Source organism: Pseudomonas farris (assembly GCF_019145235.1).
Lineage (GTDB): Bacteria > Pseudomonadota > Gammaproteobacteria > Pseudomonadales > Pseudomonadaceae > Aquipseudomonas > Aquipseudomonas farris.
In genome coordinates this window covers 415,299-431,672 of the sequence record NZ_JAHSTV010000001.1, presented here as the reverse complement: position 1 = coordinate 431,672, position 16,374 = coordinate 415,299, and the positions used below count along the sequence as shown (strand labels likewise).

Sequence of the window (16,374 nt, the reverse complement as noted above, 5' to 3'; positions counted from 1 at the left end):
AGGAATATCGATCATGGCTGCTAAAGAAGTTAAATTCGGCGATTCCGCCCGCAAGAAAATGCTCGCCGGTGTCAACGTCCTGGCTGACGCAGTAAAAGCGACCCTGGGCCCTAAAGGCCGTAACGTGATCATCGAGAAGAGCTTCGGCGCTCCGACCATCACCAAGGACGGCGTTTCCGTTGCCAAAGAAATCGAGCTGAAAGATCGCTTCGAAAACATGGGCGCGCAGCTGGTCAAAGACGTTGCCTCCCGTGCCAACGATGACGCAGGCGACGGCACCACCACCGCTACCGTTCTGGCTCAATCGATCGTCAACGAAGGCCTGAAAGCCGTCGCTGCCGGCATGAACCCGATGGACCTGAAGCGCGGTATCGACAAAGCGACCATCGCGATCGTCAAAGAGCTGAAAGCCCTGTCCAAGCCTTGCGCTGACACCAAGGCCATCGCTCAGGTCGGCACCATCTCGGCCAACTCCGACAGCTCCATCGGCGACATCATTGCCGAAGCCATGGAAAAAGTCGGTAAAGAAGGCGTGATCACCGTTGAAGAAGGCTCGGGCCTGGAAAACGAACTGTCGGTTGTTGAAGGCATGCAGTTCGACCGTGGCTACCTGTCCCCGTACTTCGTCAACAAGCCAGAGACCATGACTGCCGAGCTGGACGGTCCGCTGATCCTGCTGGTCGACAAAAAGATCTCGAACATCCGCGAAATGCTGCCAGTACTGGAAGCCGTTGCCAAAGCCGGCCGTCCACTGCTGATCGTTGCCGAAGACGTTGAAGGCGAAGCCCTGGCGACTCTGGTTGTGAACAACATGCGTGGCATCGTTAAAGTCGCAGCCGTCAAGGCTCCAGGCTTCGGCGACCGTCGCAAGGCCATGCTGCAGGACATCGCTGTTCTGACTGGCGGTACCGTTATCTCCGAAGAGATCGGTCTGAGCCTGGAAAGCACTACCCTGGAACACCTGGGTAATGCCAAGCGCGTGATCCTGTCCAAAGAAAACACCACCGTGATCGACGGTGCCGGCGTTGAGGCTGACATCCAGGCTCGCGTTCTGCAGATCCGTCAGCAAGTGGCTGATACTTCGTCCGACTACGACCGTGAAAAACTGCAAGAGCGTCTGGCCAAACTGTCCGGCGGCGTTGCAGTGATCAAGGTTGGCGCTGGTTCCGAAGTTGAAATGAAAGAGAAGAAAGCCCGCGTTGAAGACGCCCTGCACGCTACCCGTGCAGCCGTTGAAGAAGGCGTGGTACCTGGCGGCGGCGTGGCACTGGTTCGCGCTCTGCAGGCTATCTCCGAGCTGAAAGGCGACAACGATGACCAGAACGTTGGCATCCAGTTACTGCGTCGCGCCGTTGAAGCGCCACTGCGTCAGATCGTTGCCAACTCCGGCGACGAGCCAAGCGTAGTAGTCGACAAGGTCAAGCAGGGTTCGGGTAACTACGGTTACAACGCTGCTACCGGCGAATACGGCGACATGATCGAAATGGGTATCCTGGACCCGGCTAAAGTGACTCGTTCGGCTCTGCAAGCGGCTTCGTCGATTGCCAGCCTGATGATCACCACCGAAGCCATGATCGCCGAGATCAAGGAAGACGGTCCAGCTGGCGGCGGCATGCCAGACATGGGCGGTATGGGCGGCATGGGCGGCATGATGTAAGCCAGCCTTACCCCGTACATAAAAACCCCGCCTGCGTTGAGCCGGCGGGGTTTTTTATTGCCCGGAGTTTGTCCCAATCGTGGGATCTTCATCGGTCTCCTGTGGGAGCGGGCTTGCTCGCGAAAGCGGTCCGACATTCAACATCTTCGGTGAATGTTAAGCCGCCTTCGCGAGCAAGCCCGCTCCCACATTGGATTTGTGTTTCAGGTACTGACTGGTTGTGCCTTGGTGACTAGCTCAGCTTTGGAAGCCGGTCGATAAAGGATGCAGTAATACGCCCCCAGACAAATCAGCCAGCAGAAAATCGCCGTCCATACGTTGTGCGAAAAGAAGTGCGCCCCCTGCATCATCCGGCTGAGGGAAAACACTGAGCCCAACGTGAAGGCCAGGACAAACGCCTTGCGTGCCAGTCGCGGACGACGGTCGCGTAATACGAAAAACAGCGCAAATAACGTGAAGCCAGTCGCCGCATGACCACCCGGCCAGCAGCGGCCCGGCTTGTCGGTGTGCGGGCGAGGGCTGAGCAGTTCGCTGTAGGTTTCGTGCCCGCCGAATTGCTCCAGGCTCCATGGACATTGCACCGCCGTCACCGCTTTGACTGGGGTGACAAACGAGGTTGCCAGTGCCAGAGACAACACCAGGCAACCCAGTTCACGCTTGAACGGTTTGAGCCTTTCCATGAAAAAGGAGCCGATGAAGCCCAGGATGGCGAATACCGAAAAGGCGATGACCACTTGCTTGGCCCGGTCATGCAGGATGTTTTCCAGGAAGTAACTGTGCCGTCCGATGAACTCGCCTGCCACCGGGTCATAGAACCGCTTGGCAAGGTCCATGTCCAGGGAGGTCAGTTCGAGCAACAGCAGGGTGATCGCCGCAATGGCGGGCACTCCCAGGCATAGCCAGGCATTCAGTGGCCTGGAATCGGGGCGGGCAGCGGTCGAAGCCATGGCAAATCCTTGGTGAGTGAAATGTTCTGAAGAGCACAACCGCGGGAGTCTGAACACGCCTCTGTCGTCAGCCTGTGAATCGATGGTGAAAAAGTTGTTAAGGCCGTTTCAGGTTTTTTTTGTCGGATTTACCCCTGCACGCCACCCTATCCCTGAGCCACACTTGGCCTTAAGCTGCGCGCCAAGACAGCCGTTACTGTGTACGGAGGAGGTGCCGATGCGAATTCTATTGGTTGAAGACAACCGCGATATCCTGGCCAATCTGGCCGATTATCTTGGGCTCAAGGGTTACACCGTGGATTGTGCGCAGGACGGTTTGTCGGGCCTGCACCTGGCCGCCACCGAGCATTACGATTTGATCGTGCTCGACATCATGCTGCCCGGCATCGACGGCTACACCCTGTGCAAACGCCTGCGCGAAGACGCTCGCCGTGACACGCCAGTGATCATGCTTACTGCGCGCGATCAACTGGATGACCGTTTGCAAGGCTTCAAGTCTGGTGCCGACGATTACCTGATCAAACCCTTTGCCCTGTCTGAACTGGCCGCGCGGATAGAGGCGGTCATGCGCCGTGCCCAAGGGGGCGGTCGCCGAGCCTTGCAAGTCGGTGATCTGAGCTACGACCTCGATACCCTGGAAGTGACGCGCGAAGGCCGTCTGCTGAAACTCAATCCGGTGGGCCTGAAGTTGCTGGCCGTGTTGATGCAGAAAAGCCCTCATGTGTTACGCCGCGAGGTTCTCGAAGAGGCCCTGTGGGGCGATGATTGCCCGGACAGCGACAGCCTGCGTAGCCACGTCCATCAACTGCGTCAGGTGATCGACAAGCCTTTCGACAAGCCCTTGTTGCACACGGTGCATGGCGTCGGTTATCGCTTGGCCGAGGGCCGTGATGGAGTTTAAACAGAGCCTTGCTCAACGGATCATCATCGCCTTTGCGTTGATGAGTGCACTGGTGGCGGGAGCCTTCGCCATGGGTATTGTGGCGACCGTGCACCTGGTGGAAGAAAAGCTTATTTCGGCAGGTCTGGGCGGCGATTTGCAACGCCTGTTGCTGATGGACAGCGTGTCGGACTGGAGCCACCGTCCCGAGCCGGACCAGCTGTTCTATTTCAGCGGTGGGCCGGGCGACTTTGAATTGCCCAAGGATTTGCGACACCTGGACTCAGGCTTTCATGAGGTCTTTCGCGAGCAGCTGTCGTATCACGCAATGGTCGAAATCGTCGACGGTCGGCGTTACGTGCTGTTGCAGGACCAGAGCGATTTCGAAGAGCGCGAGCGGGTGCTGTTTGCCGTGGTGCTGGTGGGTTTCGTCCTGAGCCTGGCATTGGCGGTATTTCTTGGCTGGGTGTTGGCGCGCAAGGTCATGGCGCCGGTGGTGCGACTGGCCCGTCAGGTGCGTCATCGCGATCAGTTGCTGGGCCTGGCGCCGCCGCTGGCGCCGGATTATGCCGCCGATGAAGTGGGCGAACTGGCCGTGGCCTTCGACGCTACCCTGGGGCGCTTGCGTCAGGCGTTGACCCGTGAGCGATTGTTCACCAGTGATGTCAGCCACGAACTGCGCACACCGTTGATGGTGTTGGCCAGTTCCTGTGAGCTGTTGCTGGAAAACCCCGGTATCGATCAGCGCGGCCGTGCTCAGGTCGAGCGAATCGCTCGTGCGTGCGCTGAGATGCGCGAGCTGGTGCAAACCTTCCTCATGCTGGCTCGTGCTCAACATGAAGACGCCAGCATGGCCCCCCAGCAGACCCTGAGCCAGGTAGCTGACGGGCTGCTCTCTCAATGGCGCGAGCCGATCGAAGCCAAGGGTCTGACGCTGAACTTTGAGCCGGGCAATCCGCCGGACACCCGCTATAACGCGACCCTTTTGCATGCGGTGATGGGCAACCTGTTGCGTAATGCGCTGCATTACACCGAGCACGGTTACATTCGCCTCGCCCTGACGGATACAGGGTTCGTGGTCGAGGACAGTGGTGTCGGCATTCCCGAGGAAAAACGCGAGGCGATGTTCGAGCCTTTCGTGCGCGGCAACGAAAAACGCGGCGAGGGCCTGGGGCTGGGACTGTCGCTGGTGCAGCGGATTTGCGAGAACCAGGGCTGGAACGTCAGCTTGACCAACATGGAACCCAATGGCTGCCGTTTTCAGGTGGAGCTGAGTCCGTCCCGAATCTGATCGGGGGCCGAAAAGACCGCATTCGGCCTTGTAAAACCTCGTAATAATTCCGGGTTTTACATGACAGTTTTTTCACAAACGCATGACCTGACGCTGACACTGCGCTACCTAAGGTGGTGGTCATCAGAGGTTCAGGAGACTGCAGTGATGGCTGGTCCGATCAAACTCGATTTTTCCGAAAAGTACGACGATCAACACGCCCAGAAATATTTGCGCAAGCATCAGGAGGGACTCGGCCGCCGACTGTCCCACTGGCGTGACGAACAATTGGCACGAAAAGCGCTGACGCTGGCCGGTGAGCCAGGATTGGTCCTCGATTTGCCGTGCGGCGCGGGGCGTTTCTGGCCGCTGCTGGCGGAAAAACACAACCGTGTCATCATCGGGGCCGACAACTCGGAGTCCATGTTGAAGACTGCCATGCAGGCGCAACCCGCCGACGTGGTAAAACGGGTACAACCCTTGCACACTTCTGCATTCGACATTGCCTTGCCCGATAATGCCGTCGATAGCATTTTCTGTATGCGTTTGCTCCATCACATCGGTGAAGCCGAGCATCGACTGGCCATCCTGCGCGAATTCGAGCGCGTCACCCGTGACAGCGTGATTATTTCGTTGTGGGTAGACGGAAATTTCAAGGCCTGGAAACGCAAGCGCACCGAGAAAAAGCGTGGGCATAAGGGTTACCAAAATCGATTTGTGTTACCGGCTGCCACGGTTGAAAAAGAATTCGATCAGGCGGGTTTTCGGATCCAGGAACAACTGGATTTTTTACCGCTCTACGCCATGTGGCGGGTCTACGTATTACGCAAGAGGTAACAAGATGGCAGTGCAGTATGCAGCACAAACGGAAGTTGCTTCTCAGGACCGCTTCGACTACTTCTGGAACCTGCGCGGTGAATGGGTAGAAGAACCCAACGTCCGTCGTGGTGGCGAAAGTGGCGTGCAGCGCGTCATGGGCAGTGATGGACAGCTGCTCTACACCAAGCGTCAAACCGGGCATATCTATCGCAGCGCGTTACACCCGTTCGGCCGGCCGACAGTGTTGCGCGAGCGCGATGCGCTCATTGGCCTGCGCCTGCTCGACGTTCGTGTTCCGGAAATCGTTTTTTGCGGGGCACAGCGCGATCCCGTGCATAAATGGCGCGCATTGCTGGTGACCAAGTCCCTGGATGGCTTCGAGGAAATCGAACACTGGTACGCGGCTGGCGGTCGCGAGCGTTACGGTGAGGCGGTGCATGATCGCGTATTGAAGGATCTGGCCGACAACCTGGCCCGCATGCACAAAGGCCGTTGGCAGCACAGCTGCCTCTACATCAAGCACGTATTCGTGCGGGTCGCCAGCGAGGGCGAGTCAGCCAAGGTCGAAACTGCCTTGATTGATCTGGAGAAATGTCGGCAGCGTTTGACCGCTCGTCAAGCGGCGGCCCATGACCTTAAACAACTGCGTCGCCACTCGTCGTTCAGCGATACAGACTGGAAAAAACTCGTCTATTTTTATGAGACGGCGTTTGGCAGCGCTATCAAAGGCTTATAACAATGAAACTCGAAATTGCACGAGGTTTGTTTTTAGCCGGAGCCTTGGCAGTTGCTTCATTGGCGGTGGCGGCCTGGGAGCAGCCCCGCACTCAAGTCCTGAGCTCCGTGCACGGTGACGCGCATTGTCCATTGCCCCGGGTTGCCAAAGCACCCGTGGGGACTCAACCCGATCATGACTTGTTGCTGTTCATGTTCGGACTTTCTCAGGGACTGAGGCCACAGAGTTGAACAGATTAAAGCCCAAATAAAAGGCCTCGCAGATGCGAGGCCTTTTTTGTGTCCGATGGCTCAAGTCTTGCGCTCCCACAGGGATATGTTGTGTTCTTCAGGGCTTATCAGGCTTGGCCAGCAACGTGTAGATGCACGGCAACACGAACAAAGTGAACAGCGTCCCGATCGACATCCCCGTCGCGATCACCGTGCCGATGTCGAACCGGCTGACCGCCCCCGCGCCCGTGGCGATGATCAACGGCACCATGCCGAACACCATCGCCGCCGTGGTCATCAACACCGGACGCAGGCGAATGGCCGCCGCTTCCTCCACCGCTTCGCGAGGCGACAGCCCCTTCTCGTTGCGTAACTGGTTGGCGAACTGAACGATCAGAATCCCGTGCTTGCTGATCAGCCCGATCAACGTCACCAATCCCACCTGGGTATAGATGTTCATGCTCGACCAGCCAAGGAACAGCGGGATCAATGCGCCGCAGATCGACAGCGGCACGGTCACCAGAATCACCAGTGGGTCGCGGAAGCTTTCGAACTGGGCCGCCAGCACCAGGAAGATGATCGCCAGCGCCAGGGCAAAGGTGACCCACAGCGCGCTGCCTTCCTGAACGTACTGCCGTGATGCACCGGCATAGTCGACGGCATAACCCGCTGGCGCTTCTTCCCGGGCGATCTGGCGCACGGTGTCGATGGCTTCACCCATGCTGACCAGCGGGACCCCCGAAAGAATTGCCGCGTTGAGTTGCTGGAACTGGTTCAACTGACGCGGTCGCGCCCGGTCGGTCACGGTGATCAGGGTCGATAGGGGCAGCAATTCGCCCTTGGTGTTCTTGACGTAGTAATGGTTCAGCCAGTCGGGGTTATCCCGGAAGGGCCGTTCCACCTGCGCAATGACTTTGTAGCTGCGGCCTTCGATGGTGAAACGGTTGATCTCCGCTTCACCCAGCAACGTTGCGAGGGTGCCGCCCAGGTCCTGCATTGATACACCCATCTGTGCAGCCTTGGCGCGATCGATATCCACCACGACTTCAGGCTTGTCGAAGGCCAGGTCGACGTCGACAAAGGCAAACTTGCCGGATTCCATCGCTCTTTTTTTCACCCGATCCATCACTTCCAACAATGACTCATAAGTGTTGGCCGAGTTGATCACGAATTGAAATGGCAAACCTTCGCCGGTGCCCGGCAGGGAAGGCAGATTGAAGCCGAAGATTTGCAATCCGGGAATGTTCTCCAGCTTGCTTTGGACCTCGGGCAGGATCTGCATCTGTGTCCGGTCGCGTTCGTTCCAGGGTTTGAGCAGGAAGCCGCCGATCCCCGATTGCACGCCGTTGAAACCATTGATCTGGAACGAGGAGTAATACTCGGGGAACTCCTTGAAAATCGCGAGGAACTCGTCGGTGTAGGTGTTCAGGTAGTCGAGGTTGGCCGGTTGCGGGGCACTGGCCATCATGAAGATGACGCCCTGGTCCTCGTCCGGCGCCAGTTCCGACTGGGTGAATTTGAGCAGCACCGGAATCAGGCAGAGCACGATCACCGCGAACACCAGCACCACCGGCCGGGTGTTGAGGGTGCCATGAAGCACACTCTGGTAACGGCGCTTGAGGCCTTCGAAGATCACGTCCAGGCGATGGGCAAGGCCGGTAGGGTTTTCATCGTGGCGCAACAGCAGGGCGCACATCATCGGCGACAGCGTCAGGGCTACGACGCCGGAAATCACCACCGCCCCGGCCAGGGTCAGGGCGAACTCCTTGAATAGCGCCCCCGTCAGGCCGGTCAGGAAGCCGATCGGCGCATAGACCGCCGCCAGGGTAATGGTCATCGACACCACCGGCATGGCGATTTCGGCAGCGCCTTCAAGCGCGGCATCCAGCGGTGTCTTGCCTTCTTCAATGTGCCGATGGATGTTTTCCACCACCACGATGGCGTCGTCCACCACCAGCCCGATGGCCAATACCATCGCCAGCAAGGTCAGCAGATTGATCGAGTAGCCCATCATCTGCATGAAGAACATCACGCCGATCATCGACAGCGGAATGGTGACCACCGGGATCACCACCGAGCGCAGGGCGCCGAGGAACAGGAACACCACCACGATCACGATCAGCACCGCTTCGAACAGGGTTTTCACCACTTCGTCGATGGAGGCCTGGATAAACAGCGTGGCGTCGTAGGCGATTTCACCTTTCAGGTTCGGCGGCAGCTGGGCTTCCAGCTCTGGCATGATCTTGCGCACTTCCCTGATCACGTCCAGCGGGTTGGCGCCTGGGGTAGCCTTGATGCCGATGTACACCGAGGGCGTGCCGCCGAAGGAACTGATGGTGTTGTAGTTCTCCGCGCCCATCTCGACCCGCGCCACGTCCCGCAGCAGTACGCGACTGTCGCCCTCTACCTTGAGCGGGATCGCGCCAAAGGCCTCGGCGGATTTGAGTTCGGTGTTGGCGTTGATACTGGTGACCACATACTCGCCTTTCACTTCGCCGGCGGCGGAGAGGAAGTTGTACTGGCGCACGGCATTGGTCACGTCGCTGGCGCTCAGGCCGAAACCGGCGAGTTTCACCGGGTCCAGCCACAGGCGCATGGCGAACACCTGGTTGCCGAGAATCTCGGCTTCGGCCATGCCCGGCAGGGTCGCCAGTTTCGGCTGGATGACCCGTGACAGGTAATCGGTGATCTGCGGATTGCTCAGCTCGTCGCTGAAGAAACTGATGTACATCAGCGCTGAAGCGTCGGCAGCTTCCTTGCTCAGCACCGGGTCTTCGGCGTCTTGGGGCAGCTGGTTCTTGACCTCGTTGGCCTTGGCCAGCAGTTCGGTGAACAAGCGGTCGCTGTTGGAGCCGATGCGCGCGTAGATCGAGATCACCGAGAAGTTCTGGCGACTGACCGAGGTCATGTAGTCGATGCCTTCGGCACTGGCCAGGCTCTGCTGCATCGGTTGGGTGATGTAACCCTGGATGGTTTCGGCGTTGGCCCCGGGGTAAGCGGTGGTCACCGTGATCAGGGCGTTTTCCATTTGCGGGTATTGGCGCAGCGGCAATTTGCTCCAGGCCTGGAAGCCCAGCAGCACAATCAACAGGCTGACCACGGTGGCGAGCACCGGGCGGCGGATGAACGGGTCGGTAAAAGCCATGGGGATTCCTTGATCAGTCAGCGCGCGGCTGACTGCTCTTCTCGGCTAGGGTCTTGTCGTCGCTGATGGCAATGTGCGCGCCGTGGTCCAGTTTGATCTGGCCCCCCGTGACCACTTTTTCGCCGTTCTGCACGCCTTTGGTGATCATGACCATTGCGTCGCGGCGCTCACCGGTTTCGATGAAGCGCCGCTCGGCGATCAGAATCGGCTCACCCTTGTCGTCTTTTTCGAGGCTGCCGTCTTCGGCCTTTTTCTGCGCAACGACGTACAGCGAGTTGCCATAAAGGGTGTAGGTGATCGCGCTTTCCGGCACGACGATGCGTGGTTGCGGATCGGGCAACAGCACCTGCAGGCTGGCGAACATTCCCGGCAGCAACTTGCCATCGGGGTTGGCCAGGGTGGCGCGTACCATCACGTTGCGGGTGCTGTTCTCGACTTTCGGGTTGATCGCGCTGATGGTGCCGGGGAAGTGCTCTGTCGGGTAGGCTGAGACAATGACCTGTACCGGTTGGCCAAGGGCGATTTTCGGCACGGCCTGTTCGGGTACAAAGAAGTCGACGTAGAGGCTGCTGAGGTCTTGCAGGGTGGCGATCATCGTGCCGCTGGCCACGTAGTCGCCGACGTCTACCTGACGAATGCCGATGGTCCCGCTGAACGGAGCGAGGATGCGTTTTCTTTCCAGTGCCGCCTTGAGTTGATTGACCGTGGCCCGGCTCTTTTGCAACACCGCCGAGAGTCGGTCGAACTCGCCTTTGGAAATAGCCTGGCTGCCCACCAATTGGCTGCCGCGTCCGTAATCCAATTGCGCCAGTCCCAGGTCGGCTTGAGCGGTTGCCAGCAGGGCAGTTTCAACGGCGGTATCGAGTTGCAGGATTGGCTGACCGGCCTTGACCTTCTGCCCCGACTCGAACTGTACCTCCTTGACGGTACCGGCGATCTCCAGGCTCAGGTCGACCCCTTGCAGCGCCGTGAGGGTGCCGACCGTTGGCAAACGGCTTTGCCACGGACGTTCGGTGGCGGTGGCCACGGCGACGCTTATCGGCGGTTTCGGCGCGGAGAAGCCCTGCATCATCGTATAGATGGAGAAGGCTTTGTAACCGGCCAGGACCAGCACGATTAGCAGAACAACACCCAACATGATCAGCATGCGGCGACGCAGCATATTTCCAGTTCCTTGGAGAAAATCAGGTGAGACAGGCGGGAACATTACTCCGAGTGTGAGGGGGATTCCAATGGATGTTTTTTGCGTGATCTTACGAAAAAGATCGCCGCCTGCGGCAGCTCCTGCAGGTACGCATTCCCCTGTAGGAGCTGCCACAGGCGGCGATCTTTTAAACCATCAGATGAAGATGGTTGTCCCAGAGCCCGGCAGGCAACTCCAGAGGTTTTGCGACAAGAGTTGTCTGGCGGCAATCGTAGTACCGGCATCGTCCTTGACCGGAGGTCACGACAAAACCATCGGCCACGGCCCCGACACCTGCGCAATCGGGAAGTGGCGCATCCAGGCGTACTTCACCGCTATCCAGGTCCCAGATAAAAAAGCGGTTGCCCCGCGGCGCGGTCAGGGCGACCAGACGCAGTTCACTGTGTATGGCGACGCTGGCGGTGTAATGCCCCATGGCCTGCAACTGATGCTCGGGCACCGGGAACGCCACGAACGGTTGGCCGGGCCGCTTGATCGCCAGCAGCTCCGATGACTCGTGGGCAGCGCCCATGAACTGCTGGCCGGCGACGATGGTGCCATCGCTGGCGACGCCCAAGTGCCGCACGCTGTTCATCTGCTGGGCCAGTGTTTCCTTGCTCAACAATGTGCCATCGCGCTGCATCAACACCAGGCTCGGCTCCATCGCGTTGAGGTTCATCTCGACCCGGCTTTCGGCCTCGGTGCGAATGCCACCGTTGGCCACAATCAGCGTCTCGCCATCGGGCATCCACGACACCTGATGCGGGCCGACACCGTGGGTGGAAAGCTCGCCGCTGTGCACCAGTCGCTCACCTTCGAACTTATACACACCGAGCAGGCCACGGCCCGGATCGGAGGTGTCGTTTTCGGTGGCGTACAACCAGTCGCCGCTCTGATGAATCACCGCGTGACCGTAGAAGTGCCGGTTCGGCTGCGACACCACGGTTTGCAGCAACGTGCCGTCGCGCAGATCGATCAGGTAACTCTCGGTGCCGGGACGTCGAGCGACGAACAGCGCTATCGGCAGCGTCGGGTGGTTGATGATGTCGTGGCAACGCTGGCCGACCTGGGTGGCAAACACCCGGGTACCGTCCAGCCGATAACCGACGGCGTAATGCTTGCCGTCACCATCGTCCCGCGCCGAGAGCAGCAGCGGGCTTTTGTCCTTTTGCTTGAACAGCGTCCAGCCGCCCAGTGTCACCGCACCCAGCAGCAAACTCCCTAACGTCAGAGCCTGGCGTCGCAGCATGGCACTTGCCCTCATCAGTCACCGTCGTTGGCGTTGAAGCCCAGTTGGATGCCCAGCGCCTTGGCCAGTTCGCCTTCGTGCAGGCGATGGACAACGTTGAGGCTGTCGTAGATCGCGTTGAGCTGCTGGCGCCCGGCATCGTCGGTGAGCATGTCGGTCAGCGAGCGCTGGTTGCTGGCGAACAATTTCAGGGACGTTGCATAGGCCGCGTCGATCTTGTCGGCCAAGGGTTTCTGCTCGCTCGGCAAGAGACCGCGCAAGCCTTTGTTGTCGACACCGACCCAAACGGTTTGCGCCGCGCTCAGGCTCGCTTGCAGGCCTTGCAGCGACGATTGGCTGCGCCACGCATCGGCCTGGAACGGCTGTGGAGTACCCTTGCTCTGACGGCCCATCGGCGTGCCGAGTTTTTTCTTCAGGGTGTCCAGCGCCGTCACTTGCACGCGCAGCAGATCGGCGATCGCTTCGTGGGAGTCGGCGTAGCGCTGGTTGGGGAACTTGCTCATCTGCGCGAGCATGCCATCGTTGGTATTCCAGCCTGACAGGATCTCTTCGGCCAGTTGCTTCTGGCGTTCGCCAATGGCGGTCAGCAGTGGGCAGTATTTGGCTTTCTGCGCGCTGTCGGCCATGTCGATCTTGCTGTCGAACAGGATGTATTCATAGGCCGAGAGCCCCTGAACCACAACGCTGGACTTGGTCAGGGCGGCGGCATCGATCTGCGGTTGCGCGGTCACCAATTGCTCGACCTGACGGCCCACGAGGTTTTTCTTGTCCGGCCAGAACTGCACCTGCCACGAACGGTTGCCCTCGGCCAATGGCCCGATCAGCAGCGGTTGCAACTCGGCCCAGGCTTTCTGCGCGTGCAGGAAGTCGGCGCGGGCGGTGTCCAGGGTTTCCTTGCCTTGGCAGAACGCCAGGGCGCTGACCGCCAATTGACGGTCGGCCTCGACCCAGCGGCTGTAGGTCGGCAGGATTACTTGCTTGGCGATGGCCGCCGACGTGACCGCTTGCGGATCCTGAGGCGAACAGGCGCCCAGGGCGAGGGCGGCAAGGCTGGTGAACAACAATTTGGGACGGAACATGTCGGGCTCCCGCTGAAGGAAAACGTATTAAAGGGAATTCAAAAACGCCAGCAATGCCGCGCGCTGCTCGGCATTGAAAGACAAAACCTGTTGCTGCGCCGCCTTTGCCTCGCCGCCATGCCAGAGCACGGCCTCGAGCAGGTTACGGGCGCGGCCGTCATGCAAAAACTGGGTGTGGCCGCTGACTGCCTGCGTCAAGCCGATGCCCCACAACGGCGGCGTACGCCAGTCGCGGCCGCCGGCCTGGAACTCGGTGCGGTTGTCGGCCAGTCCGTCGCCCATGTCATGCAGCAGCAGGTCGCTGTAAGGGCGAATCACTTGATTGGCCAATTCAGGTTCCGCGGCGTTGGCGGCGGTGGTGTATTTCGGGGTGTGGCAGGACTGGCATCCCGCCTGGAAAAACAGATTCTTGCCGGCCAGCACTTGCGGCGTGCCGACATCGCGCCGGGCCGGTACCGCGAGGTTACGGCTGTAGAACAGCACCAGACGCAGGATGTTATCGCTGACTTCCGGCTCACCATCCGGGCCATTGCCGTTGGGTGCATGCTTGCAAGCGGTTTGCGCGTCGGTGCAGTCATCAACGGTTCTCAGGCTGGTCGTGAGGCCCATATCACCAGAGAACGCGTGAACGTTTTGTTGATTGAGGTTCGGTTGCCCGGCCTTCCAGCCAAATCGCCCGAGGACGGTTTTCTGTTGTGCGTCGTCCCAGACCCGGTTCGGTCGTCCGGCGATGCCGTTCTTCTCTCGCGCCTGAGCCTCAGCGTTGGCCAGAATGGCCTCGTCGGGGATCGCTTCAAGCAAGCCCAGGCCAATCATCGGTGGTGCGATGCGCGCCGAGAAACGCGTGTCGGGGTGCATCGGGCCGTAGCCGAGTTGGGTGATCTGCAGGGTCGGCTTACGCAACTCGATTTCGCTGCCATCCTTGAAACGCACCGGGACCGGGGTGTAATCGACGCGCACCTTGCCTTCCGGGACGACGCCGGGTACCGACATGTCCTGGAACTGCCCGCCGTAGACCGGCTCCGGAACCACACCCAGTTGTTCGATGACTTCGGCGTAGGCCGGCGCATCAGGGATCGACAGGCGCACCAGCATCGACACCGCATTCGGTGCATCGGGCGCGGGCGGGTGACCGCGCCCGTCCTTGATGTGGCAGTTCTGGCAGGCGTTGGTATTGAACAACGGGCCGAGGCCATCGCGGGCGGTGGTGGTCGATGGGGCAATCACCCAAGGGCTGCGAAAGAAACTGTTGCCGACGCTGAAATCAACGCGCCGTGACGGCGGCAGATTGGCGGAGGGCAGGGAGAATGAGTTCTGATCGGTCTTGCGCACCGTTGCGCTGCCGCCGGAGCGGGCTTCACCGGGTTCGGCCTGGGTAAAGCGGGGGGCGTCATCGCAGGCACTCAGACCCAGGGCCAGCAACAGTGCAGACAAGCGAAGAGGCAGCGAGGGCATCAGACATCCTGCAAGACGAGCAAAACAAGGGCGCAAAGTCTAACAGGGCAGGGGAGTTTGAATAAGAGGAATTATCGTTTGGTTGATCTGAGGCAGGATTTGACTTGAGACCGAGTCGCGGCCATCGCGGGCAAGCCACGCTCCCACAGGTTCAGTGCAAGACCCTGTGGGAGCGGGCTTGCTCGCGAAAGCGGATTTACATTCAACATCGATGTTGGCTGACAGTCCGCCTTCGCGAGCAAGCCCGCTCCCACATTTTGATCTGCGTTCGGGCTAACAGAAAGGCGACCCGAAGGTCGCCTTTCTGTTCATTCAGCCAGCGTTGATCAGAACTCGTGATCAGCGTTGTCCGGGTTCAGGTCGCTGATGCCCAGTTTGCCGGCGGCAGCTTCGATCGAACCGGTCTGCTTGACCAGCGAGGCGATGGCGTCGCGCACGATCTGGTTGCCAGCAGTGTTGCCCGCAGCGATCAGTTGGTCGTAGTGCTCACCCTTGTTGGCGTGATCGACCATGACCTGAAGCTTGGCTTCGGTGGTAGCCAGGTCGGCTTTCAGCGCGGTGTCGGCTGCCGGGTCGGCTTTGGCGACCAGCGACGACAGGCTGGCGCCGGTCATTTTGGTGCCATCGACGCGGGTGTATTCGCCCAGGTACACGTTACGCACGCCTTTGGCATCGTAGAAGTGCGAGTTGTGGGTGTTGTCGCTGAAGCAATCCTGTTCGTCTTCCGGGGAGTTGGCTTCCAGGGAAACCTTCATGCGCTCGCCCGCCAGTTCGCCCAAGGACAGGCTGCCCATGCCGAACAGCATTTTGCGCAGGCCGGTTTCAGCCGGTTCCGCTTCCAGGGTGGCGCGGTAGTTGTCGGCCACGTTCGGCTTCCAGTTACCGACCATTTCTTGCAGATCGTTGACCAGCAATTGGGTCACGGATTTCAGGTAAGCGCGACGACGATCGTTGTGACCGCCGGTGGCGCCTTTGCCTTCCAGGAAGTCGGAAGCAGGACGGTTGCCGGCGCCAGGGCCGGTGCCGTTCAGGTCCTGGCCCCAGAGCAGGAATTCGATGGCGTGGTAGCCGGTGGCGACGTTGGCCTCGGAACCGCCCAGCTCGTTCAGGCTGGCGAGTTTTTCCGGGGTGATGTCTTTCACGTCGACCTTGTCTTCGCCGACCTGAACCTGAGTGTTGGCGATGATGTTGGCGGTGGCACCCGGGTTACCCAATGCGTGTTCGTAGGATTTGTCGACGTAGTCGATCAGGCCTTCGTCCAGTGGCCAGGCGTTCACCTGACCTTCCCAGTCGTCGATGATGGTGTTGCCGAAGCGGAACACTTCGCTCTGCAGGTAAGGCACGCGGGCCGCGACCCAGGCAGCCTTGGCGGCTTTCAGGGTGTCGGCGTTCGGCTTGGCGAGGAATGCGTCGACGGCGGTTTGCAGGGTTTTCGCGGTGGATTCGGCATCGCTGTAAACGGCGAAGACGATGTCGGCGTAGTGCGCAACCACAGCCTTGGCGGTGGCCTCATCGACTTTACCGGTAGCAGCAGGCGCAGCCGGGGCAGCGGTGCTGGCGGCCGGGGTCGGCGCTTGTGGGGCGGCAGCCTTGTCTTTGCCTTCGCCGCAACCGGCGAGGGAAATAGCGATGGCCAGCAGACTGGCGGTGGCCAGAGGCATACGAATCATGGCGAACATCCTGCTTCGGTGATTGATGGACGCGCGGGGGGCGCGTAAAACTGCGACATAATGCAAATCTTTCGC

13 protein-coding genes are annotated in these 16,374 nt (G+C 59.9%); 6 read left to right on the top strand and 7 right to left on the bottom strand.

Features of this window, described 5'->3' with window-relative positions:
• Nucleotides 1–13 precede the first annotated feature (13 nt).
• The gene (gene groL / locus KVG95_RS01965; RefSeq protein ID WP_008155543.1) at nt 14–1,657 is read left to right on the top strand and encodes a chaperonin GroEL; all 1,644 of its coding nucleotides are present in this window, start codon (nt 14–16) and stop codon (nt 1,655–1,657) included.
• Between the two features lie 203 nt (nt 1,658–1,860).
• On the opposite strand, the gene KVG95_RS01960 is transcribed toward groL, so the two are convergent.
• Complete coding sequence (locus KVG95_RS01960; protein WP_217854322.1) at nt 1,861–2,604, bottom strand: phosphatase PAP2 family protein; 744 nt, start codon at nt 2,602–2,604, stop codon at nt 1,861–1,863.
• 217 nt (nt 2,605–2,821) lie between these two features.
• Between KVG95_RS01960 and colR the strand changes: the two genes are divergently transcribed.
• The 5 genes from colR (at nt 2,822) to KVG95_RS01935 (ending at nt 6,539) form a co-directional block, all read left to right on the top strand.
• A complete protein-coding gene (gene colR, locus KVG95_RS01955) occupies nt 2,822–3,505 on the top strand; it encodes a two-component system response regulator ColR (protein WP_008069526.1) in 684 nt (227 codons plus the stop codon).
• Nucleotides 3,495–4,775 carry a sensor histidine kinase gene (locus KVG95_RS01950; protein WP_217854321.1) on the top strand — a complete coding sequence of 427 codons (1,281 nt, stop codon included), beginning with the start codon at nt 3,495–3,497 and terminating at the stop codon, nt 4,773–4,775. The genes colR and KVG95_RS01950 overlap by 11 nt, the downstream gene beginning before the upstream one ends.
• A 147-nt stretch (nt 4,776–4,922) precedes the next feature.
• Entirely contained in the window at nt 4,923–5,591 is a 669-nt protein-coding gene (locus KVG95_RS01945; RefSeq protein WP_217854320.1) for a class I SAM-dependent methyltransferase, read from the top strand.
• 4 nt (nt 5,592–5,595) lie between these two features.
• Nucleotides 5,596–6,309 carry a lipopolysaccharide kinase InaA family protein gene (locus KVG95_RS01940; RefSeq protein ID WP_217854319.1) on the top strand — a complete coding sequence of 238 codons (714 nt, stop codon included), beginning with the start codon at nt 5,596–5,598 and terminating at the stop codon, nt 6,307–6,309.
• Nucleotides 6,310–6,311: 2 nt separating this feature from the next.
• Nucleotides 6,312–6,539 carry a hypothetical protein gene (locus tag KVG95_RS01935; RefSeq protein WP_217854318.1) on the top strand — a complete coding sequence of 76 codons (228 nt, stop codon included), beginning with the start codon at nt 6,312–6,314 and terminating at the stop codon, nt 6,537–6,539.
• A 97-nt stretch (nt 6,540–6,636) separates the two neighbouring features.
• On the opposite strand, the gene KVG95_RS01930 is transcribed toward KVG95_RS01935, so the two are convergent.
• From KVG95_RS01930 to KVG95_RS01905, 6 genes are all read right to left on the bottom strand, one after another.
• Nucleotides 6,637–9,663 (bottom strand): multidrug efflux RND transporter permease subunit, encoded by a 3,027-nt coding sequence (locus tag KVG95_RS01930; protein ID WP_217854317.1) that lies wholly within the window; start codon nt 9,661–9,663, stop codon nt 6,637–6,639.
• A 13-nt stretch (nt 9,664–9,676) separates the two neighbouring features.
• Nucleotides 9,677–10,825: an efflux RND transporter periplasmic adaptor subunit gene (locus KVG95_RS01925; RefSeq protein WP_217854316.1), complete on the bottom strand. Its 1,149-nt coding sequence runs from the start codon at nt 10,823–10,825 to the stop codon at nt 9,677–9,679.
• Nucleotides 10,826–10,994: 169 nt separating this feature from the next.
• Nucleotides 10,995–12,095, bottom strand: a complete 1,101-nt coding sequence (locus KVG95_RS01920; RefSeq protein WP_217854315.1) for a DUF1513 domain-containing protein — start codon at nt 12,093–12,095, stop codon at nt 10,995–10,997.
• A 14-nt stretch (nt 12,096–12,109) separates the two neighbouring features.
• Nucleotides 12,110–13,174, bottom strand: a complete 1,065-nt coding sequence (locus KVG95_RS01915; protein ID WP_217854314.1) for an imelysin family protein — start codon at nt 13,172–13,174, stop codon at nt 12,110–12,112.
• Nucleotides 13,175–13,201: 27 nt separating this feature from the next.
• Nucleotides 13,202–14,629, bottom strand: a complete 1,428-nt coding sequence (locus KVG95_RS01910; RefSeq protein ID WP_217854313.1) for a di-heme oxidoreductase family protein — start codon at nt 14,627–14,629, stop codon at nt 13,202–13,204.
• Between the two features lie 326 nt (nt 14,630–14,955).
• Nucleotides 14,956–16,299, bottom strand: coding sequence for an imelysin family protein (locus tag KVG95_RS01905; protein WP_217854312.1), 1,344 nt, complete (start codon nt 16,297–16,299; stop codon nt 14,956–14,958).
• Between the last annotated feature and the right edge of the window lie 75 nt (nt 16,300–16,374).